Here is a 25729-nt window from a genome sequence, read left to right on the forward strand (position 1 = left end):
CGTTGTGCTCGGTGGGCATGGGACGATATGCCGGACAGAGAAGGGTGAGGGAGGCCTGTGTCGAAGCGTTGGCTGCAGGCTGCCGCGGTGCTGGGCGTGGCAGCGGTGCTGATGGCTTCGAGTTGTTCGTGGCGGCTGGGAAACCCCATCCCCGACGGCGTGCCCCCACCGACGGGTGACCCGGTCCCGGCCGTCGACATCGAGGCCGACGGCAGGCCCGCCGATCAGTTGCACGACTGGGCCGCCGAGCGGGCCCCGGGGATGAACATGCCGGTCACAGCGCTGGAAGCGTATGCCTACGCGGCCCGGGTTGCCGAGGTGGTCAACCCGAAATGCAAGCTGGCCTGGACCACGCTGGCCGGGATCGGGATGGTGGAAAGCCATCACGGCACCTACCGGGGCGCGACCCTGGCCCCCAACGGGGACATCACCCCACCCATCCGCGGGATACAACTCGACGGCACCGGCGGAAACATGCACATCCCCGACACCGACGGCGGGGTCTTCGACGGTGACGCCGAATTGGACCGGGCGATGGGACCCATGCAGTTCATCCCGGAGACCTGGAAGCTCTACGGTGTCGACGCCAACAACGACGGCGTGGTGAGCCCGGACAACATCGACGATGCGGCGTTGTCGTCGGCGGGCTATCTGTGCTGGCGGGGCAAGGACCTGTCCGAGCCCAAGGGGTGGATGGCCGCGCTGCGCGCCTACAACCACTCCGATTCCTATGCGCGGATGGTGCGCGACTGGGCGACGGCCTACGCGAGTGGCGGCGTCCTGTAGCGGTGGTTCCCCGAGCCATTTCGGTGTTGGCCGTGGGCACGCCTTAGGCTGATGCCTGGATTTCGAGGCCGGGTCTGTCGGCCCTCACTCGCAAAGGAGACTTCAGTGCCCATCATCGAGCAGGTCGCGGCCCGGGAGATTCTCGACTCACGCGGTAACCCGACGGTCGAGGTCGAAGTCGCGCTCACCGACGGAACCTATGCCCGCGCGGCGGTTCCCTCCGGCGCCTCCACCGGCGAGCACGAGGCCGTCGAACTGCGTGACGGCGGCGAGCGGTACGGCGGCAAGGGCGTGGAGAAGGCCGTGGAGGCCGTCCTCGACGAGATCGCGCCCGCGGTGATCGGCATTTCCGCCGATGAGCAGCGCATCGTCGATCAGGCCCTGCTCGATCTCGACGGCACCCCGGACAAGTCCCGGCTGGGCGCCAACGCCATCCTGGGCGCGTCGCTGGCCATCGCCAAGGCCGCCGCCGAAAGCGCCGGGCTGCCGTTGTTCCGCTACCTGGGTGGCCCCAACGCCCACATCCTGCCGGTGCCGATGATGAACATCCTCAACGGCGGCGCGCACGCCGACACCGGGGTGGACGTGCAGGAATTCATGGTCGCCCCGATCGGCGCCCCGACCTTCAAGGAGTCCCTGCGCTGGGGCACCGAGGTCTACCACGCGCTGAAGTCGGTGCTCAAGAAGCATGGCCTGGCAACCGGACTCGGCGACGAGGGCGGTTTCGCCCCCGACGTCGCCGATACCCGCGCGGCGCTGGACTTGATCAGCACGGCCATCGAGTCCACCGGTTTCAAGCTGGGCACCGATGTGGTGCTGGCGCTGGACGTGGCCGCCACCGAGTTCTACACCGAGGGCACCGGCTACGCGTTCGAGAAGCAGACCCGCACCGCCGACCAGATGTCGCAGTTCTACGCCGAGCTCATCGACGCCTACCCGCTGGTGTCCATCGAGGATCCGCTGTCCGAGGACGACTGGGACGGCTGGGTGGCGCTGACCACCGCGATCGGTGACCGGGTGCAACTGGTCGGCGACGACCTGTTTGTCACCAACCCCGAGCGCCTGGAAGAGGGCATTGTGCGGGGTGCGGCCAATGCGCTGCTGGTGAAGGTGAACCAGATCGGCACGCTCACCGAGACGCTGGACGCGGTCGCGCTGGCGCACAACAGCGGCTACCGCACCATGATGAGCCACCGCTCGGGCGAGACCGAGGACACCACGATCGCCGACCTGGCCGTCGCGGTGGGCAGCGGCCAGATCAAGACCGGCGCGCCGGCGCGCAGCGAGCGCGTCGCCAAGTACAACCAGCTGCTGCGGATCGAAGAGACCCTGGGTGATGCCGCGCGCTACGCCGGTGACCTGGCCTTCCCGAGGTATGAGGCGAAATAGCCGGTAGCCTGGCCTATTGATGTCCGACGCGAAGCGGCCCGACCCGAAACGACGGTCTCCGACCTCACGGCCGGCGGCCGGCGGTCGTGGCGGGCCCGGGGGTCGCGGCGCGCGCAAGCCCGTGGCGAAGCCACCGAGTTCGTCGACCGCGCGCAAGGACACCAAGCCCAGCTCCAAACCCAACGACGAAAAGGCCAAACCTGAGGTCATCGAGCCGGTCCGACAGTCCATCGCCGAGTCGGCCGAGCAGCAATCCGAGCAGCGCATGGGTTTCACGGCGCGGCGGGCCGCGGTGTTGGCGGCGGTGGTGTGCGTGTTGACGCTGACCATCGCCGGGCCGGTGCGCACCTACTTCGCCCAACGCACCGAGATGCGGCAATTGAGCGCCAGCGAGGCGTCGTTGCGCGCGGAGATCGCCGAACTGGAGGAGCAGAAAGCCAAGCTCGCCGATCCGGTGTTCATCGCCGCGCAGGCCCGCGAACGGCTGGGTTTCGTAATGCCCGGCGACATTCCGTATCAGGTGCAGCTGCCCCCCGGGGCGATCGTCACCGACGATCTCGACGACGTGCCCACGGCGCTGACCAACAACGATCCCTGGTACACGTCGCTGTGGAAAACCATCGCCGACGAACCGCACGGCGCGCCCCCGCTGCTGCCGGCACCGCCGGTGGTCCCCGGTCAGGTGCCGCCCCCGCCGCTGCCTCCCGAGCCCGGGCAGCCAGGTGGTTGACCCCGCGGATCTCGCGGCGGTGGAGCGGCAGCTCGGACGCGAACCGCGCGGGGTGCTGGAGATCGCCTACCGCTGCCCCAACGGTGAGCCGGGTGTGGTCAAGACCGCGCCGAAATTGCCTGACGGGACACCGTTTCCGACGTTGTACTACCTGACGCACCCGGCGTTGACGGCCGCGGCGAGCCGGCTGGAATCCTCCGGGTTGATGCGGGAGATGACGGAGCGGTTGGCCGCCGACCCGGAACTGGCGGCGGCCTACCGGCGGGCCCACGAGAGTTATTTGGCCGAGCGGGATGCCATCGAGTCGCTGGGCACCACGTTCTCCGGCGGCGGCATGCCGGACCGGGTCAAGTGCCTGCACGTGGTGATGGCGCATGCACTGGCGAAGGGACCCGGGGTGAACCCGTTCGGGGACGAGGCGTTGGCGATCTTAGCCGAAGAGCCCGCCATGGCAGGCATTTTGGCGAAAGGACAGTGGACATGACGCGGCTTGCGGCGGTCGACTGCGGGACCAATTCCATTCGGTTGTTGATCTCCGAGGTCGGCGACGACGGCGCCCGCACCGATGTGCATCGGGAGATGCGGATCGTGCGGTTGGGCCAGGGTGTGGACGCGACGGGTCAGTTCGATCCCGAAGCGATCGCCCGTACCCGCGCGGCGCTGCAGGACTATGCCGCGCTGATGCAAGCGAACGAGGTGACCCGGGTGCGGATGGTCGCGACCTCGGCGACCCGCGATGCCGCCAACCGCGATGAGTTCTTCGCGATGACCGCCGAGGTGCTGGGCGCCGTCGTTCCGGGCACCGTCGCCGAGGTGATCTCCGGCACCGAGGAGGCCGAGCTGTCCTTCCTCGGCGCGGTCGCTGAATTGGATCCGGCCGCAGCGGCTTTCGTTGTGGTGGACCTGGGCGGCGGCTCCACCGAGGTGGTGCTGGGGGACCGGCACGTCGCGGCGTCCTACTCGGCCGACATCGGCTGCGTGCGGCTCACCGAGCGCTGCCTGCATTCCGATCCGCCCACCGACGAGGAAGTGTCCGAGGCCCGCGCGGTGGTGCGTGCCCGGTTGCAGGAGGCGTTGTCGGCGGTTCCGGTCGAGAAGGCGCGGACCTGGGTGGGGGTGGCCGGCACCTTCACCACCATTGCCGCGCTGGCGCACCGGTTGACGACCTATGACTCCGATGCGATTCACCTGCGGGAGGTGGGCTTCGGTGATCTGCTGCCGGTGTGCGACGAGCTGATCCGCATGACCCGCAAGCAGCGCGCCGCGCTGGGCCCCATGCACGAGGGCCGGGTAGACGTGATCGGCGGCGGCGCAATCGTGGTGCAGGAGTTGGCCCGTGAGCTTCAGGAGCGCGCCGGCATCACCAGCCTGACGGTCAGCGAGCACGACATCCTGGACGGGATCATCGGGTCGATCGCCTGATGAGGCGGGTGGCCGCGGCGCTGTTGTCGCTGGCGGTGCTCGTGGGGGCTGTGGCGGCGGCCGGCTATCCCGTCTTCGTCGCACCCCAGGTCGACAAGCCGCGCCCGGCCGACGCGATCCTGGTGGTCGGGGGCGATGCGCCGCAGACCCGGTACCGGGCGGGGCTGGCGCTGGCGCGGCAGGGCTACGCGCCGCATCTGGTGCTGTCCAACCCGGCCGGTCAGGTCGACCAGTACTGCGATTCCGACGGCCCCGGGTTTTCGGTGGAGTGCTTCGAGCCGGTGCCGCCCTCGACGCAGGGGGAGGCGCGGGAGTTGGGACGGCTGGCCTCCGAAAGGGGCTGGCGGACAGTGATTGTGGTGACCTACACGCCGCACGTGTCGCGGGCTCGCTACATCATGAGCCAGTGCTTCGACGGTGAACTGGTGATGGTGGGTGTGCCGACGCGGCTGTCGGTGCCGTACTGGGCGTGGATGTATGTCTATCAGGGGGCGGGGTTTGTGAAGGCGTTGGCGCAGCGCGGCTGTTGAGGGGCCATGTGGTCGGCCACTCGGCTGGGGACCGTCATCAATTGTTAACGCGCGGCTCTCGCAGGTCTTTAATTTACGGAACGGTACCGTTATGTTAGTAGGGTGATTGGATCCGAGATGAACACGGACGTCGTCGTAGTGGGGGCGGGGCCGACCGGGCTGACACTGGCCTGCGCCTTGCGGTTGCACGGGTTGTCGGTGCGGGTGATCGACCGGGCGGCGGCGCCGGCGACGACGTCGCGGGCGAACTTCATGCATGCCCGCGGCTCGGAGGTGCTGGCGCGGCTCGGAGCGCTGGGCAGCTTGCCGGAGGAGTCGCTGCGCGCCATGCGCGTCACCACCTACGTGGGTGAGCGTCCGATGATGAAGCTGAAGTTCGGCGATCCCGGGATGGGCACCGCCGCGCCACCCATGGTGGTGTCGCAGGCCAAGGTGGAGGCTGCGCTGCGCGATCGCCTTGCCGACCTGGGCGTTGTGCCGCAGTGGGGCAACGGGTTAACGGGCCTGCGCCAGGTTTCGGACGCCGTCATCGCCGAACTGGAGGACGGGCAGCGGATTCGTGCGCGCTGGCTCGTCGGCTGCGACGGCACGTCCAGCACCACCCGCAAGCTGGTGGGCATCGACTTTCCCGGCGTCAAGCTTTCCGAACGCTTCCTGCTGGCCGATGTGCATCTGGACTGGGATCTGGACCGTGGCGGCACCAGCGGGTGGGTACATCCCGACGGGCTGGTCGGGGCGATGCCGATGCCAGACAAGACTGGCGGCAACGACCTGTGGCGACTCTTCGTCTACGACCCCACCGGCGGCGAAAAGCCCAATGAGGCCGAGATTCTGGAACGAATGAAGGCCATCGTGCCGCAGCGGACCGGCCGCAAGGTGGTCTTCGGCGAACCCGAATGGCTGTCGCTGTTTACGGTGCACCGCCGGCTGGCGCCCACGTATCGGCGCGGACGGGTGCTGATCGCCGGCGACGCGGCGCACGCGCACGCACCGTTCGGCGGGCAGGGCATGCTCACCGGGGTGGGAGACGCCGAGAACCTGGCGTTCAAACTCGCGCTGGCAGTGCGGGGTCGGGCGGAGGAGGCGTTGATCGACACCTACGAGGCGGAACGACGGCCGCTGGCCACCGACGTGCTGCGCGGGACCAGCGCGATGACCCGCATGAATATAGCCAGCAGTCCAATCGGCCGGTTCCTGCGGGACCAGGTGGCGATCCGCATTTTCGGGCTGACCCCGGTGCAGCGGTGGGCGACGTACTCGGCCTCGCAGCTGTGGGTCAGTTATCGCAAGGGCCCGCTCGGCGGCCGGGGCCGAAAGCCGCGGACCGGTGACCGGATTGCCGACCTGGCGTGCACGCGGGCCGACGGCACACCGTCGCGGCTGCACAGCGAACTCGGCGGGCGTTGGGCACTGCTCGAAACGGCTTCTGCGGGTGGGGGTGTCGAGGTGGCGCGGCGTCGGCTTGGCGACTACGTCGTGCCGTTGCGTTACGACGGCAGCGAGGTGATGCTGGTCCGCCCCGATGCGCACTTGGCCTGGCGCGGGGAACCCGGCGACGTCGCGGGGCTGGACCGTTGGCTGGCCGCCGCGCTGCACAGCGGAAAGGCGCGATGACCGAGCCGGCCGGGCGGGGGCGGCCCCGCGACCGCGAAACCGACCTGGCGATCCTGCGGGCGGGGCTGGAGCTGTTCATCGAGCGCGGTGTCGAGGGCACCAGCGTGGAGCAGATCGCCAAGCAGGCCGGGGTGGGCAAGCCGAGCATCTACCGGCGGTGGTCGAACAAGGAGGAGTTGATCGCCGCGGCCATCGAGACGTTGGTGGTCGACGAGGTCCAGTGGGCCTCCGCGGAAGAGGTAGACGCGGAATCGCCCTACGCGCTGGTGGAGGCGGCCATCGACAGTGCGGCAGCCGCCGTCACCGCGCCGCAGTACCGTGCGCTGGTGGCCAGGGTGTACGGGTCGGCGGTCAGCCACCCGGCTTTGATGGCCGCGTACTGGGAGCGCTACATCCTGCCGCGCCGGCAGGTCGCGGCCCGGCTGATCGAACGCGCGCGGGAGGCAGGAACCGTCGCTGCCGACCTCGACGTGGATGTGGCGATCGACATGATGGCCGGCGCGGTGGCTTACCGTGTGCTGCAACCCGATCCACCGGATATCGACGAGATGCGGCGGTACCTGCGTGCGGTGTATCGGCAGGTGGGATTGCTGCCGTAGGCGGAGCCGATGGGGTAGATGACGCGGTCTGAAATAGCATCTGTGCTGCAATGCCCCCATAGCCCAATTGGCAGAGGCAGCGGACTTAAAATCCTCTGAACTGGGCGTTTGTTGTGTTCGCCCGCGCTGATTGATGACCGAGAAATTGGCCCTAGCTGCGACTATAGCGTTGGGCGTGTTGGTGAAGATTGGCGAGCAACGAATTACTGCGGTATCTGCTGCGGTACCGACTGCGAAGGACCGCGCAGTCAGCGGCACACCCGGAGGGACGGGGTCACGACTTTTCGTTCCACCCCGGCAATTCGCCATGTCGAGCTGAATCTGCTCGAGTGTCTCCGACTGCAAACATCAGGACCATCCGGTTACGCGCCGACGATGTTCGTGACAACGACGTGCGTCCGCCTGAGCGGCGTTCACGCCAACCGCAGATGGCTCCAATTCAACACCTCGCCGAGGTGTTTCGGGTTAACCCCAAGCTGCTTTGCGACGTCCTGAGTGCCACCGTGCAGCTCAACGAGCCGCGAGAAAAGAACGCCCGTCACAGGTTGAAATCCGCCCGGCTCGCTTCGACGCCATTTTGACATCTGGATCTGCAGAGCGCGGTACCGAGCGTCGTCGATGAGCCCGCGTTCATGCGCGCGATAGATGATCGCTGCGACCGACACCCCCCATGTCTGCTTGAGCGCAATGAAATCGGACAACTTGGGCCTATCGGGCATCGCAGCGTCGAAGTCATCGGGTGGAATCAGCAGAGCGCCTGCGAATAAGTTGGCTTCGCTTTCGACCGAGTCGTGGCGTCGATCGTGGAACGCCAAATGTCCGCACTCGTGGCCCAAGCTGAACCGGAAACGGTCGCCGGGAACATTAGGATCGAGTCCTATCACTGGCACCCCGTTCACCCATGCGGAAAGCCCGTCGAGGCCCGGCAAATGTGGGATCGGAACGAGGCAGACGCCCGCGCGTTCCACCAGAGCCGTCAGATTCCGGATCGGCCCGGATTCTTCCTGGCCGAGGATCGCGCGCACTTCAGTGGCAGCATCTTCAATTTCGTCTCGGCTGGTGACCGGTGCTCGCCGGCGCAGGAGGATGTCCGGAGCCTTGGGAGTCGCGTCGACCAGCTCTCCGAAGACTTCTCCGGCCAGGCGGAGAAGCTCCTTGGCTTTCTTCTTCGCCGCGGAGGACGTGGACGAGCGCGCGCGATGAATGGGCTCAGACATGTCGGGCAGCGTCAGCCTGCGATCGGCATAGCCGAGCGCCGTGAGCTCACCATTGAAACTTCGCCGACCGCTTTCAATCGCAGAGACCATGGGAACCGACATCCCTAGCTTTTCCGCCAGGTCTGCCTGGTTAATGCCCTCGATGTCGCGAAATGACCGAAGCCTGTTCACAAGCCCTCGGCCTCACCGAAGTCCACGTCGTCCCCCAGATCGTTAAACGGATCCGGTGCACCTTGATCGAAAGTTAGCCCGCCGCCATTATCTGGTGAAGGCACGCCCTCGAAGGGCCAGAAACCGACGTACTCAAGACTCCCGGCGGGTATAAGGCGCTTGCCGGTGGCCGCCTGCTTCGATGCGCTCGACCACAGGTGCATGCCTTCACGTTCGAAGCCGTAAGCCACCATGTTTGGGACGGCGGTTGAGTTCCGAGTGCGGAGTTCGAAGGGAAACGCCAACTGTTCTGGCTGCCCCATTGCCGCCTCGATTTCGATGGCAGCCTTGCTCCTGACCAGGTAGCTGTCGTTCGCTGTGATATCGGTGACCTGCACCCGTCCCAGCTCGGCGAAATCCGGATGGAGCATGAAGCGCTCTGACTGCGTTACCTGTGCCTGCGCGATTGAGCGCATCCAGTGCGACTTGTGCGTGCGCGTGGGTGGAATCCCCCACTCCTCGGTGAAGCTCCTGGCCCCAGCTGCTGCGCCTAGGTATGCCACAACCAGGATCTGGGCGAAAGGGTCAACCTGATCTCGCTCGAGCTGCATGCGAGAGATACTACATATGGAGTAGAAATTCTACGGCGAATGTAGCATCTGGCGTGTCATGGCTACTGAGCCGATGCTCCTTCTCGCCACTTCATTACGGCGGCTTGGTGAAGCCGGAGGTCACCTTCCAATGTGTGGGGCGATCGTACGCATCACGCGTCGATGTCATGACGGCACGGTAGCGGGTCGGCGGTGTCGAACCAGGCTCGCGAGCTTGAAACCGAACTGACAGAGACGGCGCTTCGGTGTCATTCGTGGCGGCTCTACCGCGATGAGATCTCCGACGTTCTCAGGCCTCGCCACCCTCGCGACTCCGGCGGCAAGAATGCACCTTCGAACTTCGTCCGTCGATCACCGGCAGACTGTGCTGGCGTAGGTTCCTATTCGTTTAGGGTGAAAACGCCCTCACGCTGGACGGCATGTAACGCCGGGCATTGCCCTGTTCGCTTCTCACCGATCCTGGACCAGCACGTGAGGTGCGTCCTTCATGCCTCCTGCGTTGGTCTGACCACGTCGCGGGGCTGTTGCTTTAGTGGGCCACCAGCTGGCTTCGCGTAGGAGTGTGGCGATCGCGGGCACGGTGAGGGTGCGCACGAGGAAGGTGTCGAGCAGCAGTCCGAAGCCGATGATGAGGCCGGCTTGGACCATGATGGCGACTGAGCCGACCATGAGGCCGAACATGCTGGCGGCGAATATAACCCCGGCGGAGGTGATGACGGCTCCGGTGTTTGCCACGGTGCGCAGGACGCCGACGCGGATGTTGGTCCCGGATTCTTCGCGGAGCCGTGAGACGAGCAGCATGTTGTAGTCGGCGCCGACGGCGACGAGGATGATGAACGCCAGCAGCGGTACGGGCCAGGCGATCTCTTGGCCCAGTACCCATTGGAAGACCACAACGCCGATGCCGAGCGAGGCGAGGTAGTTGAGCAGAACCGTGCCTAACAGGTAGATCGGTGCCAGGAGAGCGCGCAGTAGCAGGACCAGGATGACGCCGACGATGATCGTGGTGGCGATGGCCAATTGTGCGAAATCCGCCCACAGGAATCGTTGGATATCGGAGTTCACAGCCGGGAAGCCGGCGACGGACACGGTGGCGTCGGCGAGTGACGTGTTGGGTCGTGCGGTGTTGGCAATGTCGGTGATGTGGTTGGCGAGGTCCATGGCTTCGACGCTGTAGGGGTCGTTGCTGGTTTCGATCATGAAGCGCGCGGTCTTGCCGTCAGATGAGAGGAACTGTTTGGCGACGTCGGTAAACTGTCGGTTCTCGAATGCGTTAGCGGGCAGGTAGAACCCGCTTGAGGAGTCGGAGTCAGCCGCTGCGCGCGAAGAGTTCTGTAGTTGGGTGGCGATCTGGCTCATGCCGGACAGCATTTCGATGTTGCTGTCGGCGAGGGTGCGGACGCCGGTGGCGAGTGCTTGGGCGCCGGAGGCGAGCTGCCCGATTCCGTCCTGCAGTCGGCGGAGGTTGGTGGCCAGGTCGGCGGGGTTGCCGAGGGCTCCGAATGCCTTGTCCAGTGAGGCAACCGCGTTTTGGACATTCGCGAGGGTGCCACCGACGGTGGCGTTGGTGGCGGGATCATAGCGGTCGCCGAGGTCGGCGATCTGGTTGAAGAATCCGCTGTCGCGCAAGGTAACCAGGATCTTCACCTGGTCGCGGATTTGGGCGCATTGTGGGGTGGTGGCACACCACGGTGAGGTGTTGAGGGCGCCGACGAGTGGGTCGAGCTGGGTGATCGCGTTTTGGGCTTGGTTGGCCAGCGGTCGTAGTCCTGGGCCGGATTGAATGGCTTGGTCGACGGCGGGCGCGGTGGCGGAAAGCTGTTGCAGCAGCGGCCGGAATTGGTTGACCTGAGTTCCCGCGGATTGGGCTTGGGTGAGGATTCCGGCCAGTGGCGTGAGGGCGGTGCGCACCGTGCCCTGCAGTTGGGCGAGGCCGTCGGCGAGCTGGTCGGCGCCGCCGGTGAGTTTGGCGAGGTCGTCTTTGCGTGAGTTGCCCTCGGCGACCGCGCCGGCCATTTTGTCGCCGATCTGGCCGTTCTGCCAGGCCAGCTCTGCTTGGTCGAGGCGCTCTCCGGTGGGGCGGGTGACTCCGGAAACTTTGGTGACGCCGGGGATTTGGGAGACGCGGGAGGCCATCTCGTCGAGATCGGCCAGTCCTTTCCCGGTCCGCATGTCGGTGGGGTTTTCCACGACGAGGAACTCGGTGATGACGACGTCTTTGCGGAAGTGGCGGTCGAGAAGTTGGTAGCCCTGGTTGCTGGCTGTGGTGTCTGGTTGTCCCTTGCGGTCGTCGTAGCTGATTTTGATGGTTGTGGCGGCTGCCGATAGGGCGAGCAGGATGACCAGGCTGACGATGAGTAGTGGCACGGGACGGCGGACCACGGCGACGGCGACGCTGTTCCAGTAGCGGCGGGTGCGATCGGGTTTGGGTTCACCGATGCCGCGTTTGGCGGCTAGCGACAGCACGGGTGGCAGCAGGGTGACGGTGGCCAGAAATCCGAACAGCACGGCGATGGCACATGCGGGGCCCAGGGCGGCGAAGACGCTGAGCCGCGCGAAGACCATGGCCAGGAACGCGAGTGCGACGGTGGCGGCGGAGGCGAGGATGACGCGCCCGATGCTGGCGGTGGCGTGGATGATGGCCTGATCGGCGGGTACTTCGGCGCGGCGCTGCTCGTGGTAACGGCTGATCAGAAATACCGTGTAGTCGGTTCCGGCGCCGAGCAGAATCGCCGTCATGAAGGCGACGGTGAACTGGGAGACCGGCATGCCCAACTCGCCGAGGACAGACAGCACACCGCGCCCGACTGCCAGGCTCAACCCGATTACCAGGAGCGGCAACAGCGCGGTGAAAACCGACCGGTAGACGATCAGCAGGATCAGCGCGATCATGCCTGCGGTAGCGATAGAGATCAGCAGCAGGTCGTGCTCGGCGGAGGCGATCATGTCGCTGAAGGTCGCCGGTGGTCCCGTCACTTGGACGGTCGTGGTCGAGCCGGTGAACACCTCCGCTGCGATGTCGCGCACTGCGTTCACGGATTCTGAGGCCGTGGGGTCTCCGAGGGTGCCGGTGACACCGACGGGCAGGTACCAGGCTTTGCGGTCGGCGCTGACTGCCTGGGCTTCGGTAATCGGATCGGACAGTAGGTCCTGCACCAGCAGGACGTGGTTGCCTTCGGCCTGCAACCGGCGCACGAGTTCGCTGTAGCCCTGCCGGGCAGTCGGAGTCAAGCCATTGGGGTCTTCCATGGCGACGAACACCATGGTTTTCGAGCCTTCTTCGCCGAAAGCGGCGCTCATGCGGTCAACCGTCTGCAAGGACGGCGCATCGCGAGGAATGAGGTCCACCGACTGTTGGCGCACCACGGTTTCCAGCTGGGGGAACAGCAGCGCAAGGACCACCGCGGCGCCTAGCCATGCCCCGATGACCAGCGCTTTGTGCCGGAGGGTGAATCGGGCTAGCGCTGCCAACCGTTCGCTGTACTCGCGGGTGTCGGCCGGGTCGGGGGATCCGTTGGCCCGCCGGCCACGGCGCGTGGCCTGGCTTGGGGAATCTGCAGTGCCGTCGGCCACTGGACCTCCACTGGTAGCGAATCGTATCGATACTGTCGGTATCGCTACGCTACTGCATGTAGTGCAAGTTGGTGCGGCCGCTATTCAGTCGGGCCCCGGCCGCCGGTCACAGTCGGCAGAGGAATCGTCGAAACTCAGTTGGCTTCTGAAGCCAGGCCGACGTTGTTCAGTCGACGACACTGGCCTTGGCTGCCGTTCAGGGTCTTGCTGTTGCTGGCCCAGACGTTGGCATCGAGGCACGCACGGCCACATCGCGTAGCGGGCCGCGGGCCGCTACCTGTGGGGTCGGGCTTCGGTCGTGGCCGACTGGCCCGTGTTCTGCAGCAGCACGTAATTGCCGAGGCTGCCCAGGAAACCTGCGCAGTGCTGAACGAGTTCATCGGTGGTGAACTCCAGTTCTCCGTCGAGTCGGCGGCGCAAGACTTCGAATAGCCCTCCCACGCCCAAGGTCGAAGCCAAATGGGCAACCCCCACGGCGGAGTCGGCGATGTCGAGGTGGAGTCTGGCCTCGCGCAAGACGAGGTCGGTGAAACCGGCCATCAGTTCGCTGCGTAGCTCCCGGAGCAGCGGCTCGGTTGCAGATTCCACGAACAGGATCCGACCCAGCCGAGGGTCGTCGTCGATCATGCTGACCAGCCTGCGGATCGGCGCGTACGCGAGCACCTCCGGTGGCTCACCGGCATCGGGGATCGCGTCGACTATCACCTCCTGGAAGGTGGCATAGAGCTGCTGGTAGACAGCCCGCAGGAGTGCGTCTCGGCCGGAGAAGTGCTGGTAGAAGTAGCGTGACGTGACACCCGATTCAGCGCAGATGGCAGTCACAGTGGCGGCGGCAACGCCGCGCGTGCCGATCAACTCCGTTGCGGCCTCGATGAGACGGGTGCGCCGGTTCCGGTGACGCTCCTCGGCGGACATCCCGCTATACACCCGCGCCGAAACCACGTGGATAGCTTGCCATCTAATTCTGACAAGGCTTAGAGTCAGATCGCCAGCGTGCCCTTGACGAACGGGAGAACAACATGAGCGACGATTCGTCCACACGGCCCACCACGCGGGTCGTCCCGAAGCCCCGCCGTGTTCGATTCGACATGCCTGCTGGAACCAGTCGGCAGCACTTCGTCGACGGCGACTTGGTGATGAGCCACTTTGTGTCCACCTTGTCGGCCACGTTCCCCGAAGGCGAAGACTTCTTCATCCGGTCAGTCCGCGAGTACCGGGACCACATCAGCGACGCTGACCTCAAGGAGGCGGTCAAGGGATTCATCGCACAAGAGGCCACCCACCGACACCAGCATCGGCTGCTCAACGATCGGCTCCAAGCGATGGGCTATCCCACCGAGGGTATCGATCGGCATATCAAGAAGTTGGTTGGCCGACTTGAGAAGCGTTTTTCTCAAAAGATGCGCCTGGCTGTGACGGCCGCCCTCGAGCACTACACGGCGACATTCGCCGAGATCATTCTCACCAGCGACGAAGCTCAAGAATTGATCGGCGACACCGAAGTGCGGCCTATTCTGCTCTGGCACGCACTGGAAGAATGCGAGCACAAGGCCGTCGCTTTCGATGTCTACGAGACGGTCGGTGGAAGCGAACGCACCAGGGTCTGGGGGATGCGGATCGCCAGCCTCCTCTTGTTCAGCGAGTTGGTCATCCAGACCACCCGCTCTCTGGCCGGTGACCGTGCCGCCTACAACCCGGTGCGGTTGCTGCGCAGCCTTCGAGCCTTCCGTCATAACCCGCTATTCAGCCCAGCAGCAATTGAGCGCTTTCGTTCCTACACCCGCGCCGGATTTCATCCCGACGACTGGGACAGCGCAGAAATCCTCGAACGCTGGACCAAGGAACTCTTCGACGCCGATGGTGGCCAACAAGTGCGTAGTAACGTCTAGCTCGACCAGAGCCCGTCGCGGTCAAAGTCGGCCTTAAGCGAAGAACAATTCATGGGCTTCGCTCCGCGCTTCTTTCTACTGGCCGCTCGATGGTGCTCGATCACGTCGCGACCTACAGGAAGCTCCGGCCGAGGAACTCGGTGACGGCTGAGCCGAAGGCGTCGTTGTCGTCGCCGGCGATCATGTGTCCGGTGCCGGATACGTCGACGGTCTCGGCGTGGGGAACCAGTTGCTTGAACTCGTCGACGGTGGCTTGGGAGACCACGTCGGACAACAGGCCCCTTACGAGAAGTGTTGGGGCGCTGACCCGTCGGGCTCCGTCGAGCAGCAGGTGGCTGATTGCGTCGAATTGCTCCGTTCCCGTGGTCGATTCGTCGCGGAGGAAGTCGAAGTTGGAGTGAATGAATGCCGGGTCCCACCGCCAGATCCAGCGGCCGTCGTGACGCTGCCGTAGCACCTTCCGCAGGCCGTCGACGTCGGCCGGGCGCGAGCGATGGGGGTTGTACGCGGCGATCACCTCGGCGGCGTCGGAGAGGGTGCCAAAGCCATCGGGATGTGCGGCCATGAACGTCACCACGCGACGAGCGCCCTGTAATTCAAGCCGCGGGGTGACGTCGACCAGGACGACCGCCGCCCACGACGCCCCGGATGTCAACAGATGCGTGCCGAGCACGGTCATGCCCCCAAGGGATGCACCTACGACGGCAGGGGCGGTATCGGCGCTGAAGTGCTCACGCACGGCGAGGAGATCGGTCGCGAGTCGCTCGATGTCGTATCTGCCGGCTGGGTCCCAGTCGCTGTCGCCGTGACCGCGGGTGTCGTAGGCGACGACTGTGTATCCGCACGCGTGGAGGCGACGCGCTGAAGTGCTCCACGCGTGCCGGTTCTGGCCGCCGCCGTGCAGGAGCAGCACGACGGGACGGGCGTCCTCGTGGTCGTAGCAGTCGGCGGCCAGGGTGATCCCGTCCTGGGTTCGGACCCGATGCTGCACGGCGGAGGTCATGACACCTTCCTGGCGAGATCGGAGTCCGCCCGAAGCGTGCGACCGGCTACAAGCGCCTTCATTGTGCGGTGCCCGCGGCGTTTACGATCGTGACCGTGCCCTGGGCTACGCAGACGGCTTTGTCGCCGTTGCTGATGTCGATGCGCGCTACTCCGCTGCGCTTGCCCAGCGACACGATGTCGGTGACGGCGACACACACCCCGCTGGACACGGGTCGCAGCAGGTTCAGCTTGAATTCGGTGGTGGCGACCCATGATCCGGCCGGTATGACGGGGTAGAACACGACTCCGAGACAGTGGTCGACCATCGCCGATAGACATCCGCCGTGCAGGGTGCCGAAGGGTGTGAGCAGTTCGGCACGGGCTTCCATCTCTGCCACCAGCCGACCGGCGGCGAGTTCGGTGTGCCGAAAGCTCAGGAACGTCGACAGTCCACCGGCTGTGTTCGCCGATCTGAGCAGCTGGTCGGCGATCTGCTCATCGAAGTGCGCGAATGTCACTGCCACCACCATGCCCCTTTCTCCTGTCCGGTCATGTGTCGATCACCGTTCGAGCCTGCGAATCGTTTGAGCATGTCGCCGAATGCGCCGACGTCGCCGTGCGCGGCGGAGGGCTCGACCTCGACGGCGATGGACCTGGCCGTCGCGGTGAAGCGCACGACGCGTCGTTGAAGAGGGGCACGGGCTAGACCGGTGTGGTCCAAGTGATGGGCAGCGATGTGTAGCCGCGGATCGGTCCGGACCGCAGCCGCCGCGCCGATTCAAGATCGACCTCCCAGTCAGGCACCTTGTCCAACAACGCATCCAGAGCGATGCGGGCCTCCATCCGCGCCAGCGCCGCACCCAGACAGAAGTGAATGCCGCGACCGAAGGCGACCTGGTGCTCACTGGTGCGCTCGATGTCGAACACGTCCGGATCGGGGAAGGCACGCTCGTCGCGGTTGGCCGACCCGAACAACAGCAGCACCTTCTCACCTTGACGCATCGTCGTCTCGTGCAGGGTGACGTCGCGGGTCAGGGTTCGTGAAAGTCCCTGTGCAGGTGAGTCGTAACGCAGCAACTCCTCGACCGCAGGCCCCAACAGTGTTCGATCGGCGGCCAGGCGTCGGCGGGTTTGCCGATGCTGGGCCAGCACGACCGCGGAGTTCCCCAGCAGATTGGTGGTGGTCTCGTAGCCCGCGACGAGCAGCAGCGCGCAGAAGCCGAGGACTTCCTCGTCGGTCAGTCCGATCCCGTCGACTGTGGCGTTGGCCAACGCCGACATCAGGTCCTCGCGGGGGTTCTTGCGGCGGTCGGCGAGAAAGTCGGTGAAGTAGGCGTAGATCGCGGCGGCGGCGGTCAGTGCGTCGGTGGTTTGTCCGTGGTTGACGTCGACTTGGACCAGCCGACTCGACCACACTCGGAACTGATCACGATCCGTGGCGGGAACGCCGAGCAGATCAGCGATCACCGCGGCAGGCAAGATCGCGGCGAAGTCGGTCACGAAGTCCGCTGACCCCGACCCCTCGTCGAGCCGCTCGAACAACTCCGCGGCCATCTGTGTGATGGCGCCCTGCAGCCCGGCCACCCGCCGGGGACTGAACGCCCGGCTCACCAGGGCACGCAACTGGTCGTGGCGCGGAGGGTCCATCACGATCATCATCCGCAGGAACGAGCCGATGAAGTCCGATCCCGGCGGGGTGGGGAAGATGCCGTCCACCGAGGAGTACGTGCCGTGATCCAGTCCTGCGGCCTGGACGTCGGCGTGCCGGCTCAACACCCAGGTATGGGATTCCTCGGCGCGGTACACCGGAGCCGCGTCACGCAATAACCGATACGTCGGATAGGGGTCGTTGAGGATCGTGGCGTCGAACGGGTCGTAACGAATCTGCACCGAGACCACAAGACCTCCTACCACCAAAGTAACGACGGTTTAGACTGGCAGTCTAAACCGGCCGAACGGGACAGGTGGGGCAATGCGCAAGATTCCACGTCAGATCTCTGACCGGCTTCCCGCCGCGGCGGACTTGTTCGCCGAGAAGGGGCTCGACGACTCCAAGATCGAAGACGTCGCCGCGGTAACCGGTGTGCCGAAAGCGACGCTGTACTACTACTTCGCCGGCAAAGAGGACATCCTTGCCTTCCTGCTCGAAGACCTCCTCAAGGACATCTCCGATGCCGTGACCACGATCGTGCACACCGACGGCACCGGTGCCGAACGCCTCGAACTCGTCATCCGCGCACAACTGCGGGCAATGGCGCAGCGGCCAGCGGTATGCCGTGCACTCATCGGCGAACTGGGACGAGCGGCCCGCATGCCGGCCATCGCCGAGATGATCAATACCGCCTACCAACAACCCGTCGAAACTCTGCTCGTCGAAGGGGCCCGCGACGGCTCCCTCGTCGCTCAGCCCGATGCACGATCGACGTCCATTGCGCTGTTCGGCGCGGTCACCATCAATGCACTCATGTACCTGGTCACCGGGAACCACCTCGACGAGACGGTGGTCGCCAGCACCCTCAGCGCCGTCATGTTCGACGGCCTGCGCCCGCGCACAGGAGACCAGTCATGAGCACCTACGGCCTGTCGGTTCTCGGCGCGGATTTGAAGTCACTGGCCCAGACCGCCCAGGCCGCCGACGCGGCCGGGTTCGACGCCGTATGGGCCTCGGAGTTCTACTCCCGGTCCGGATCGATCTCCATGGCCGCGATGGCCAACAGCACACAGAACTGCCGGATCGGTTCCTCCATTCTCTACGGCGTCGGCCGAAGCCCCCTGGTGCTGGCCACCGAGGCACGCGATCTCGACGAACTCTCCAACCGACGACTGGTACTCGGCATCGGCAACGGCACCAAACGGATGATGAGCGACTGGCACGGCGTGCCCGACACCTCCGCACCCGCCCTGCGGATGGAAGAACTCGTGATGCTGCTGCGCCGGATCTGGAACCTGCATGAAGGCCCGATCCATCACGAAGGCCGTTTCTACAGAATGAATCTCACCCCTACCGGCGACGTGGGACCCCCCAGCCGGCCGATCCCGATCGTCACTGCCGGTGTCCGGCCCCGGATGTGCGAGGCGGCCGGGCGGGTGGCCGACGGCCTGGCCGGACATCCCCTGTTCACCACCACCTACGTCGAGGAGATCGTCCGGCCCGCTATCGCCAGGGGTGCCGCGCACACCGGCCGCGACCCCAATGACGTGGAAATCATTTCCATGGTGATGTGCGCCATCCACGACGACGTCGAAGTCGCCAGGCGCGAACTGGCGCAGCAGATTGCGTTCTACTCCTCGGTCAAATCCTACGAGACGGTACTCGATGCGAACGGCTTCGCCAGCGAAGGCCGTACCATCCGAGAAGCATTCGCCCAGCGCGATTTCCCGGCGATGTTCGCCGCGGTGTCCGACGAGATGATCAACACCATGGGTGTCGCCGGGACGGCACACGAAGTCCGTGAACAACTGAGACGCTACGACGGCGTCCTCGACCACATCATGCTGTATTCACCCTCGGTCGGCATCGCCCCGGAACGCGTGCAGCAAAACCTCGACAGCATCATCCGGGAATGCTCGCCCGCCTCGATGTCGCCAGGGCGGTCCGGTCCACGTCCAACCTAATCCACGTATTGCCGCCCACGTCGACCCGTCGCCGCCTCCGCATTAGTCGGTCTGCCGCGCCGACCCCGCCGATGATTGCGTGGCGCTGTTGACGATGTTGGCGTCGTCGGTGTCGGGGAGGTCATGGCGGACCACGCGTACCCGTCCTTGAGGCAGGCAGGCCATGTAGCCGTGGCGCATGCCATAGAGCTCCCACGCTGTCTGTTCAGCGTCGGGATCGACATCGATGCGATGTCCGCGCGAGAACCTCAGGTGTAGCCCTCCATCGTCGCCGGACCAAGCCTGGGTGCACACCGCGCCGGCGAGGTTCAGCAGTGGGCGTTCGTGGGTCGCGATCCTGAGGGGGTCAATACGCACCGCCTCGATGGGGTAGGTGCCGACGGCAGGAAGGGTCAATAGCAGGGGGCAGGAGATCACGATTTCGTTGTAGTCATCGAAATCCAGAACCAGGCCTCCACGTATCGAGAGGCGTTGTACGACAAGGTTTTCGATCCATTGGGTGTACATGGCAGTCTCTTTCGACGCATCGTTGAGCCGTATTTACAAAGAGTACGCTAGGTAGCGCTGCGATACTAGTAGTATCGTTATCGGTTCGCGGTGGGCCTAGCGGCGCTGGTGACGACGCGCCTGGTGGCTCGGTCAATGCGGTCGCGGGTGTCGGCGGCTGTCGCGCGGTGGCCGCTGAAGGCCACGAGGTTGGCCAACCAGATGTCGGAGATAACGCCAGCGACGTGCAGATCGGTGGGGGTGGGCTCGCCGCCCCTGAGCGTGCGGGCCAGCAGGATCTGGATCTCATCGGCGGCGCGGTCGAGTTCCGCGGCGGCGCGGGTGTCTGCGACGGCGAAGGCCCGTGTCATGGCCGTCGTCAGCCATGGGTCGCGCTGCCAGCGGTCATGCAGATGCGCGGTGAGCCGTTCGAGCCGTTCCAGCGGTGTGCCGTCACCGGCTGCCCAGTCCCCGGCTGAGTCGAGTCGACGGAATTCACGCGTCAGCGCTGCTACCAACATGTGGGTTTTCGCCGGGAAATAACGGTAAAGCGTGCCGACGGCGATGCCGACTCGCTCGGCAACGGTCCGCATCTGGACCGCCTCGTAACCACCCGACGCAGCCACGGCCAAAGCTGCATCCAGAATCGTTTCCCGGCGCTGTGCGGAGGCGCGCGAGCGCGACGCGGTAGCGGCCCGCTTCTCTGCAGCGACCGAGTTCGCTTCCGAGCGTCGGGTTTTGCCGTGGCTGCGGGCCTGAGGGAAAGTCATGACGGCCCCGGGTTGAGACCGCCGCGGCGCGAGAACTGCTCCAGAAGATCGCCGAAAGCGCTGACATCGCCGTGTGCGGCGAAGTGCTCAGGGCTGACTACGACGAACACTGCACTGGCGGTGAAGCGGGCGAGCCCATCCTCACCCCTGCCTGTGGCCGTGACATGCAGCGCCCGTCCTTCACGAGAGGTGATGTGGGCAGTAATCCGGTGGGTCTGATGCAGCGGCACCGGCCGCAAATATTCCACCGTCAGGGTGCGGGTCACCGCCGGGGTGCCGGCGATCCACAATGTGAAGCCCAGGACGTCATCACAGGCGGCGGCCACCGCCCCGCCATGGGCCAGGCCCGGAGCCCCGATGTGGCGCTCGTCGAACGTCACATCGGTGTACACCGCGTCGCCGCTGCGATGCACCACCAAACGCAGTCCATGAGGGTTGTCCGGGCCGCAACCCATGCACGTCGTGGTGTGCGAGGGCAGCCGCTCCGGCGGCAACACGCTTTCGGGCACCATCACCCTCCAATACGAGCGGTTTCGCTGCGCTACCGTTAGTACCACACTGCTAGACTGCTGTGACAGCATCGCGTGAAAGATCGACCGCCGAGGTGAATGAGTGAGCGACAGTCAGTCAGTGCCAGTCCCTGACGACGACGTGGACCCTCGGCGCATCCGGTCACGCACCCGGCTGCTGGATGCTGCTGCAACGCTTCTGAGCACCGGTGGGGTGGAAGCAGTCACCATTGATGCGGTCACCAAAGCATCCAAAGTGGCCCGAACCACGCTGTACCGCCACTTCCACAGTTCGTCGCATCTGCTCGCAGCCACGTTCGAACGCCTGCTTCCACAAGTGACCACTCCGGCACCGACCAGCGGACCCCTCCGTGACCAGCTGATCGAATTGCTTAGCCGCCAAGCCGCTCTCTTCAACGACGCGCCGCTGCATGTCACGACACTCGCCTGGCTCTCATTGGGGCCCACCGGCTCCACTAACGAAGCGGATGAGCGCCACACATCCGGGGCGCTACGGGCCCGAGTCGTTGACCAATACCGTCAACCATTTGACGCCATACTCACTAGCCCGAGAGCACAAGCCCAACTCGACGACTTCGACCGGGAACTGGCGCTCTGCCAACTCGTCGGACCACTCGCCTTCGCCCGAATGACCGGGCTTCGCACCATCACTCACAATGACTGCGTGAACATCGTCGATGACTTTCTGGCCGCCCACCGCAAGACCGACAGCGACGCCAAAGAGTCGAAGACCGCCACCAAGAAGACGGGCCGCCCCGCGCGCTTAGCTCGCTAGGCAGAACGAAATCACAGCGTCCAGCCGGCTGGTCTTCGGACCCTTTTCGCCTTCTCGCAAATCGCGTCGGCGATGGCATCGAAGGACCGTTCGGTGCCATCATCGGCGAGGCCGTGCGCGCAGATTCCATGGGCATCCGCGTGACGATTCGTGCCGGCAAAGTGAGTGCACCACCCCAGTGTTCGGACCGCCGTTTCCCGCGTTGAGAACTCTTCCCCCTACGTCCGTGAGGTGTCTCGCGGGCAACTCCTCCCATCCGCGGTCTCGCACTGCTTGGGGCGCGGGGTGTCCGCGCCGCGGATCTTTACCCGAATATCGTCCGTCGTTAAGTGATCGTGCTGGCCCCGGAGTGCAAGAGGTGTGTGCCTGTCTGGCCGTTGCCGCTTGGCCGTGCGTGAAGGCGGCAACACGCCCTTGGAAACGGCACGTCGGGATCACGTGCGGTTGAGTAGCCCTCGGGGAGCCTGTCGGTGGCTCGCTTTACTTTGGGCGAATATGGCTGTGGTGGTGGCCGCCGACAGGAGCGGGGTCCTATCGTTCGGCCGTGGATAGGAAAACGCGTACCGACAATGCCGACGCCGAACGGGAGTTGGCCAATATGGCCGATGGCGTGATCCTCACACGTGCACTGGCTGGCGTTGCCGAGGTGAAAGTGTGGAAGCTCGAGACTCTCTCGGCGGCTGGCGATGACATCGATGACCATGAGCGCGTTGAGGCTTCGGCGGAACTCACCATGTCTCTGTGCACGTACAGCAAGCAGGTGAAGCAGATGGTTGATTCCGGACAATCGTTGGCCGACATCGCCCACCTAACGGGCCTGGAAGTCGATGAGCTTCGGCTGGCTGTGTCGTACGCGCCTTGACCGGTGGCTACATAGGCCTCGGGGCTGTGCCTGTTGGCGAACGCACACGAATCTGGGTTGTAGGCGAATGTGGCTGTGGTGGTGGACTATTTCGTCCGTCGGTTCGTAGGTTGCAGGCATGGGAGCGAACGAGAAGCTGAAGGCCCGGTATCGGGCGGTCGAACTGCAGCGCAAGAAGAATGCTGAGCGGGCTCGGCGGGATCGCGCCAATGCGTCCGATGCCGAGTCGATCCGTGCAACGCTGCATAGAGTCGGTGCTGTTGATTCATGGGAGCGCAAGCGTTTTGACCAGGCGGCGGAGAACATCCGTGCTGATGCCGTAAAGCGCAGGGCCGGTCACTTTCGTGGTCTGCAGGCGCTGGTCGGGCAGATGCGTGGTCGTGGTCTGACCTTCGCGCAGATCGCTGAGCTTGTCGGTGTCGATGTCCGTGAGATTCAGGCACAGCTGCGCCGGGCCGGGGGCGAGGGTGGACATGATTCGGCAATCTCCCCGGCAGCACGTTCGAGAGCTGCTGATGTCGTACCCGAAGGCGCTGCAGTCAACGATGATCCGATCTGTGATGGTGTTGAAAGAAATGAGAGCGAGGGCGGCGCCTACGATCCGACTCGGTGTGTCCGCTGCGATGCGGTGATGCTCGATGAGGACGCCACTCCTAGACGTGGCCGACGCCGGCTGTATTGCTCGGATACGTGTCGTCGGGACGCATCGGCGGCCCGTATCGCCGCACAGCGATACGGGGCGCCGATTCGCGTGATCGAAGTCCCGAAAGCCGCTGCATCGCAGAAGCAATCTGCGGGAACACCCGAGCCGCACCGGCCCGTCGCACCGGTGGATGCCGCCAACAGCGTCCTGGACGATGGCGAGGCTTTACGCGGGTTGCTTACTCGCTTGGCAGAGCAGGCTCGGCTCAAGAAACTTGATCGTGCCACGCTGACGGCTGCCCGTGACCTGTCCAATGCCGTTCATCCGCGCCGTAGTTGGTGAGAAGTCATCTGATTCGGCGAGGGCCATTTCTATGGGAACGTCGTGCGGCGGGACTGCACCCGGTCATGCTCGCGACGGTACGGCCAGCGGTGTGCGTAACCGTCTGAGCGAGGTCATCGGCTAGGTACTCGATTCTGGCCTCCAACTCGTAAACGGCGTCCTTTCGTGCTTTGGTGATCATCGTTGATGCGTACTCATGATGAGGCAAGTACCCGTTCTGCCGGCCGAAATCGTCGATCATGACGTCGATGGCGTCGTCGAACCGGGTGGCCAATCGTTGGGCTTCGGTGTCGGCGCGTTCCTCGATGAACTCATCGCGCTCGTCCGGGGTCCAGGATGGCGGGAACCGCAGATGCGTCCGGTATAGGTCGCGGATCGCCGCATCAAGCCGGCCGGAGAATACGATCTCGGGCCAATCGCTGACCGCGGCAGTGGCCAAGTTCTCCAGGTCGTCATCAAGGCTCATCGCAGCTGCTCCCTCTCGGCTGCTCCTGATACTGCCTGCAGGCACCGACAGCTCGTCGAATCTGGACCGCGGGGTGCCGTTATGCGGAGAGGTCGTCGCGGCGCTCGTCGGCGCTAGAAGGGGTCGGGTTCTCTCGGGCGGGCGCTGCGGGGGGACTGGGCCGTAGCAGCGAGGGACGCGAGGGCTGCGAGGCTTGATGGGCAGCCACATCTTTGTGTGGTGGATAGATGGTCCACAGCAGGACGTTGCGGTGGTTGCGGGCTCCGTCGTTCTCGATCGCCCATCCCAGGTTTCGCAGCGCCGGCGCGTGTCTACGGAGCAGGCTTGTCACATCGCGGCCGTTCTTGGGCCATTCCTTGGGGCGTCGCCAGTGATCGCCTGTCGGGGTGAAGAGGGCGAGCAGGTCGACACCGGACTGTCCGCGCAGCGGTTCTAATATGTGGTGGCGCAGCTGTTCGATGAAGAGATCGCCGGACAAGCTGTCCTCCGCGAGCTGATCTGCGCGGGACATGTAGCGGCGTAAGCCATGAGTCGACAAAAGTTCGTCGACGGCCGCCAGCACGCGACCAAAGTCCGCCATGCGTGGCGCATCATCGACCACGATGGTTTCGAGGCGTTGATGAACGGTGGCGGCCAGGTTGAGGAGCCCACTTAAAATGCCTGGTAGAGCCGTGCGCCACTGTTGTCGCAGAGTGGCCTCAGACTGTCGCATGTGGCGTTCGATGCGTCGCAGATCAACCATTGCCATGCGTTCGGCGAGGTCGGGACGTATTGCGCCGACGTCGATGCCGTTAACGATGATGCAGCGGCGGAACTTGATCACTGCGAGGTCCGCATCGGTGTAGAGCGCGCGTTTGACGTTGCCGTCGCCTGTCGCAGCTCGACACAGCGAGTCCGACAACCACGGTGGGATCGCGGACAAATTGTCCAGGGCCACTACCCAGGAACCGGAGGCAGCGGTCACCCACGAGTCGGCGTCGCGGGGCGCCTGGCGCACTTCAATAGAGGAGGGGTCGATGAGATCGACCAGCATGCGCGTCGTCGTGGTTTTGGCGCTGCCTTGCTCGGCGAACAGCGCCAACACAGGGTGCGGGACATCGCACTGGACGAGCGCAGCGATGAGCACTGCAAGCAACACGGGTTGGTCCTCGACGGCAACGTTAACGAAGTTCCATAGCTTGTTGACGTCACCGTTGGCGGGTGGGAGAGGCATCTCGGCGGTCAGCGCTGTCCGCAAGAACCGAACCGGAGCTGAGTCGGCGACTGTCCATCGACCCTGGCCGATGCGGATGACCTTTCCGTCTTGTCGGCCGGTGTCGATGTAGCTCGTGCCGTGGTGGTCGGCGATGCGCAGGTGCAGTTTCTCCGGGGGCTGGTTGGCGGCCAAGCCTTCGAGGACCAGGGTGGCGTCGGTGAGGGCCTGGCCGCCGGCAACGGTCCCGGTGTCATTGAAGTACCGGGAGGCGAGTTCGGCGCGCAGGCCAGCTTTTCCTGCGCGCAGTAGTATCGCCAGATGGGGCCGGCTGCGTTCGGCGCCGAAGGGCTTGCCGTCTTCGGAAACTCCGAGGAGATAGCGTTCTTGGGCCATAGTGACCAGGCGTGCGGCGACGGATTTCTTGTCATTATCTGCGTTGCTGCTCATAGGCAATCAAGCCTGTGGTGCTTCCGCAGGCTGGCATGACGGGTTAGTCTCATGGGGAACTTCCGTTTTGGGTAATCGGGTGGTTCGAACGAAAGGCCTCGGCT

General features: G+C 65.0%; 27 protein-coding genes. 14 read left to right on the forward strand and 13 right to left on the reverse strand.

Translation table 11 applies throughout. The features are described 5' to 3' along the window. Positions 1–111: 111 nt before the first annotated feature. From RCP80_RS04510 to RCP80_RS04545, 8 genes are all read left to right on the forward strand, one after another. Complete coding sequence (locus RCP80_RS04510) at positions 112–786, forward strand: lytic transglycosylase domain-containing protein (RefSeq protein WP_308482703.1); 675 nt, start codon at positions 112–114, stop codon at positions 784–786. Positions 787–891: 105 nt separating this feature from the next. After that, positions 892–2175, forward strand: a complete 1284-nt coding sequence (eno, locus tag RCP80_RS04515) for a phosphopyruvate hydratase (RefSeq protein ID WP_308481204.1) — start codon at positions 892–894, stop codon at positions 2173–2175. Positions 2176–2194: 19 nt separating this feature from the next. Next, positions 2195–2905, forward strand: a complete 711-nt coding sequence (locus tag RCP80_RS04520) for an FtsB family cell division protein (RefSeq protein WP_308481205.1) — start codon at positions 2195–2197, stop codon at positions 2903–2905. Next, complete coding sequence (locus RCP80_RS04525; protein WP_308481206.1) at positions 2898–3389, forward strand: DUF501 domain-containing protein; 492 nt, start codon at positions 2898–2900, stop codon at positions 3387–3389. Before RCP80_RS04520 ends, RCP80_RS04525 begins: the two co-directional genes overlap by 8 nt. Then, on the forward strand, positions 3386–4327 hold the full coding sequence (locus RCP80_RS04530; RefSeq protein WP_308481207.1) for a Ppx/GppA phosphatase family protein: 942 nt from the start codon (positions 3386–3388) through the stop codon (positions 4325–4327). The genes RCP80_RS04525 and RCP80_RS04530 overlap by 4 nt, the downstream gene beginning before the upstream one ends. Further along, positions 4327–4857 (forward strand): YdcF family protein, encoded by a 531-nt coding sequence (locus tag RCP80_RS04535; RefSeq protein ID WP_308481208.1) that lies wholly within the window; start codon positions 4327–4329, stop codon positions 4855–4857. Before RCP80_RS04530 ends, RCP80_RS04535 begins: the two co-directional genes overlap by 1 nt. A 117-nt stretch (positions 4858–4974) precedes the next feature. Then, a complete protein-coding gene (locus RCP80_RS04540) occupies positions 4975–6471 on the forward strand; it encodes an FAD-dependent oxidoreductase (protein WP_308481210.1) in 1497 nt (498 codons plus the stop codon). Beyond that, positions 6468–7070 (forward strand): TetR/AcrR family transcriptional regulator, encoded by a 603-nt coding sequence (locus tag RCP80_RS04545; RefSeq protein ID WP_308481211.1) that lies wholly within the window; start codon positions 6468–6470, stop codon positions 7068–7070. Before RCP80_RS04540 ends, RCP80_RS04545 begins: the two co-directional genes overlap by 4 nt. Before the next feature lie 413 nt (positions 7071–7483). Here the strand turns inward: RCP80_RS04545 and RCP80_RS04550 are convergent, their stop codons facing one another. The 4 genes from RCP80_RS04550 to RCP80_RS04565 form a co-directional block, all read right to left on the reverse strand. Beyond that, entirely contained in the window at positions 7484–8458 is a 975-nt protein-coding gene (locus RCP80_RS04550; RefSeq protein ID WP_126332650.1) for an ImmA/IrrE family metallo-endopeptidase, read from the reverse strand. Then, positions 8455–9048 carry a hypothetical protein gene (locus RCP80_RS04555; RefSeq protein ID WP_308481212.1) on the reverse strand — a complete coding sequence of 198 codons (594 nt, stop codon included), beginning with the start codon at positions 9046–9048 and terminating at the stop codon, positions 8455–8457. The genes RCP80_RS04550 and RCP80_RS04555 overlap by 4 nt, the downstream gene beginning before the upstream one ends. A 450-nt stretch (positions 9049–9498) precedes the next feature. Continuing rightward, a complete protein-coding gene (locus tag RCP80_RS04560; protein ID WP_163902113.1) occupies positions 9499–12621 on the reverse strand; it encodes an MMPL/RND family transporter in 3123 nt (1040 codons plus the stop codon). A 273-nt stretch (positions 12622–12894) separates the two neighbouring features. Then, positions 12895–13536, reverse strand: coding sequence for a TetR/AcrR family transcriptional regulator (locus RCP80_RS04565; protein WP_067773629.1), 642 nt, complete (start codon positions 13534–13536; stop codon positions 12895–12897). Positions 13537–13640: 104 nt separating this feature from the next. Between RCP80_RS04565 and RCP80_RS04570 the strand changes: the two genes are divergently transcribed. Beyond that, entirely contained in the window at positions 13641–14510 is an 870-nt protein-coding gene (locus tag RCP80_RS04570) for a metal-dependent hydrolase (protein ID WP_308481214.1), read from the forward strand. Between the two features lie 112 nt (positions 14511–14622). Here RCP80_RS04570 and RCP80_RS04575 read toward each other — a convergent pair whose 3' ends face one another. From RCP80_RS04575 to RCP80_RS04590, 4 genes are read right to left on the reverse strand one after another with little or no spacing between them, the layout of a single operon-like run. Next, on the reverse strand, positions 14623–15513 hold the full coding sequence (locus tag RCP80_RS04575; RefSeq protein ID WP_126332654.1) for an alpha/beta fold hydrolase: 891 nt from the start codon (positions 15511–15513) through the stop codon (positions 14623–14625). 58 nt (positions 15514–15571) lie between these two features. Then, positions 15572–16024, reverse strand: a complete 453-nt coding sequence (locus RCP80_RS04580; RefSeq protein ID WP_126332655.1) for a PaaI family thioesterase — start codon at positions 16022–16024, stop codon at positions 15572–15574. Further along, positions 16009–16170 (reverse strand): hypothetical protein, encoded by a 162-nt coding sequence (locus tag RCP80_RS04585; RefSeq protein ID WP_163792016.1) that lies wholly within the window; start codon positions 16168–16170, stop codon positions 16009–16011. The genes RCP80_RS04580 and RCP80_RS04585 overlap by 16 nt, the downstream gene beginning before the upstream one ends. 26 nt (positions 16171–16196) lie before the next feature. Then, a complete protein-coding gene (locus RCP80_RS04590) occupies positions 16197–17393 on the reverse strand; it encodes a cytochrome P450 (RefSeq protein WP_308481215.1) in 1197 nt (398 codons plus the stop codon). Positions 17394–17466: 73 nt separating this feature from the next. Here RCP80_RS04590 and RCP80_RS04595 point away from each other — a divergent pair, with 73 nt between their 5' ends. Together RCP80_RS04595 and RCP80_RS04600 are read left to right on the forward strand one after the other, a co-directional pair. Further along, positions 17467–18063, forward strand: coding sequence for a TetR/AcrR family transcriptional regulator (locus tag RCP80_RS04595; protein WP_308481216.1), 597 nt, complete (start codon positions 17467–17469; stop codon positions 18061–18063). After that, complete coding sequence (locus RCP80_RS04600; protein ID WP_126332658.1) at positions 18060–19109, forward strand: LLM class flavin-dependent oxidoreductase; 1050 nt, start codon at positions 18060–18062, stop codon at positions 19107–19109. The genes RCP80_RS04595 and RCP80_RS04600 overlap by 4 nt, the downstream gene beginning before the upstream one ends. A 42-nt stretch (positions 19110–19151) precedes the next feature. On the opposite strand, the gene RCP80_RS04605 is transcribed toward RCP80_RS04600, so the two are convergent. From RCP80_RS04605 to RCP80_RS04615, 3 genes are all read right to left on the reverse strand, one after another. Continuing rightward, positions 19152–19616 (reverse strand): DUF6188 family protein, encoded by a 465-nt coding sequence (locus tag RCP80_RS04605; protein WP_308481217.1) that lies wholly within the window; start codon positions 19614–19616, stop codon positions 19152–19154. A 77-nt stretch (positions 19617–19693) separates the two neighbouring features. After that, positions 19694–20365, reverse strand: coding sequence for a TetR family transcriptional regulator (locus RCP80_RS04610; RefSeq protein WP_126332660.1), 672 nt, complete (start codon positions 20363–20365; stop codon positions 19694–19696). Continuing rightward, on the reverse strand, positions 20362–20874 hold the full coding sequence (locus RCP80_RS04615; RefSeq protein ID WP_126336679.1) for a PaaI family thioesterase: 513 nt from the start codon (positions 20872–20874) through the stop codon (positions 20362–20364). Before RCP80_RS04615 ends, RCP80_RS04610 begins: the two co-directional genes overlap by 4 nt. A 103-nt stretch (positions 20875–20977) precedes the next feature. Here RCP80_RS04615 and RCP80_RS04620 point away from each other — a divergent pair, with 103 nt between their 5' ends. From RCP80_RS04620 to RCP80_RS04630, 3 genes are all read left to right on the forward strand, one after another. Continuing rightward, positions 20978–21670 carry a TetR/AcrR family transcriptional regulator gene (locus RCP80_RS04620; RefSeq protein WP_126332661.1) on the forward strand — a complete coding sequence of 231 codons (693 nt, stop codon included), beginning with the start codon at positions 20978–20980 and terminating at the stop codon, positions 21668–21670. Positions 21671–22214: 544 nt separating this feature from the next. Continuing rightward, complete coding sequence (locus RCP80_RS04625; RefSeq protein ID WP_064927654.1) at positions 22215–22532, forward strand: hypothetical protein; 318 nt, start codon at positions 22215–22217, stop codon at positions 22530–22532. Between the two features lie 118 nt (positions 22533–22650). Beyond that, entirely contained in the window at positions 22651–23517 is an 867-nt protein-coding gene (locus RCP80_RS04630) for a hypothetical protein (RefSeq protein WP_163902132.1), read from the forward strand. A 4-nt stretch (positions 23518–23521) separates the two neighbouring features. Here the strand turns inward: RCP80_RS04630 and RCP80_RS04635 are convergent, their stop codons facing one another. Together RCP80_RS04635 and RCP80_RS04640 are read right to left on the reverse strand one after the other, a co-directional pair. Further along, entirely contained in the window at positions 23522–23983 is a 462-nt protein-coding gene (locus RCP80_RS04635; RefSeq protein WP_126332663.1) for a transposase, read from the reverse strand. A 79-nt stretch (positions 23984–24062) separates the two neighbouring features. Then, positions 24063–25625, reverse strand: coding sequence for an AICE element replication initiation protein (locus tag RCP80_RS04640; RefSeq protein WP_163902134.1), 1563 nt, complete (start codon positions 25623–25625; stop codon positions 24063–24065). Positions 25626–25729: the final 104 nt, after the last annotated feature.

It is taken from the genome of Mycolicibacterium sp. MU0053 (assembly GCF_963378095.1).
In the GTDB taxonomy this organism is placed as follows: domain Bacteria; phylum Actinomycetota; class Actinomycetes; order Mycobacteriales; family Mycobacteriaceae; genus Mycobacterium; species Mycobacterium burgundiense.

Excerpts from the sequence above, each read along its gene's own strand:
- RCP80_RS04510 (WP_308482703.1), top strand. The coding sequence starts at position 112 with ATGGCTTCGAGTTGTTCGTGGCGGCTGGGAAACCCCATCCCCGACGGC.
- RCP80_RS04520 (WP_308481205.1), top strand. The coding sequence starts at position 2,195 with ATGTCCGACGCGAAGCGGCCCGACCCGAAACGACGGTCTCCGACCTCA.
- RCP80_RS04530 (WP_308481207.1), top strand. The coding sequence starts at position 3,386 with ATGACGCGGCTTGCGGCGGTCGACTGCGGGACCAATTCCATTCGGTTG.
- RCP80_RS04535 (WP_308481208.1), top strand. The coding sequence starts at position 4,327 with ATGAGGCGGGTGGCCGCGGCGCTGTTGTCGCTGGCGGTGCTCGTGGGG.
- RCP80_RS04540 (WP_308481210.1), top strand. The coding sequence starts at position 4,975 with ATGAACACGGACGTCGTCGTAGTGGGGGCGGGGCCGACCGGGCTGACA.
- RCP80_RS04545 (WP_308481211.1), top strand. The coding sequence starts at position 6,468 with ATGACCGAGCCGGCCGGGCGGGGGCGGCCCCGCGACCGCGAAACCGAC.
- RCP80_RS04555 (WP_308481212.1), bottom strand. The coding sequence starts at position 9,048 with ATGCAGCTCGAGCGAGATCAGGTTGACCCTTTCGCCCAGATCCTGGTT.
- RCP80_RS04565 (WP_067773629.1), bottom strand. The coding sequence starts at position 13,536 with ATGTCCGCCGAGGAGCGTCACCGGAACCGGCGCACCCGTCTCATCGAG.
- RCP80_RS04570 (WP_308481214.1), top strand. The coding sequence starts at position 13,641 with ATGAGCGACGATTCGTCCACACGGCCCACCACGCGGGTCGTCCCGAAG.
- RCP80_RS04575 (WP_126332654.1), bottom strand. The coding sequence starts at position 15,513 with ATGACCTCCGCCGTGCAGCATCGGGTCCGAACCCAGGACGGGATCACC.
- RCP80_RS04580 (WP_126332655.1), bottom strand. The coding sequence starts at position 16,024 with ATGGTGGTGGCAGTGACATTCGCGCACTTCGATGAGCAGATCGCCGAC.
- RCP80_RS04595 (WP_308481216.1), top strand. The coding sequence starts at position 17,467 with ATGCGCAAGATTCCACGTCAGATCTCTGACCGGCTTCCCGCCGCGGCG.
- RCP80_RS04600 (WP_126332658.1), top strand. The coding sequence starts at position 18,060 with ATGAGCACCTACGGCCTGTCGGTTCTCGGCGCGGATTTGAAGTCACTG.
- RCP80_RS04605 (WP_308481217.1), bottom strand. The coding sequence starts at position 19,616 with ATGTACACCCAATGGATCGAAAACCTTGTCGTACAACGCCTCTCGATA.
- RCP80_RS04610 (WP_126332660.1), bottom strand. The coding sequence starts at position 20,365 with ATGACTTTCCCTCAGGCCCGCAGCCACGGCAAAACCCGACGCTCGGAA.
- RCP80_RS04630 (WP_163902132.1), top strand. The coding sequence starts at position 22,651 with ATGGGAGCGAACGAGAAGCTGAAGGCCCGGTATCGGGCGGTCGAACTG.
- RCP80_RS04635 (WP_126332663.1), bottom strand. The coding sequence starts at position 23,983 with ATGAGCCTTGATGACGACCTGGAGAACTTGGCCACTGCCGCGGTCAGC.
- RCP80_RS04640 (WP_163902134.1), bottom strand. The coding sequence starts at position 25,625 with ATGAGCAGCAACGCAGATAATGACAAGAAATCCGTCGCCGCACGCCTG.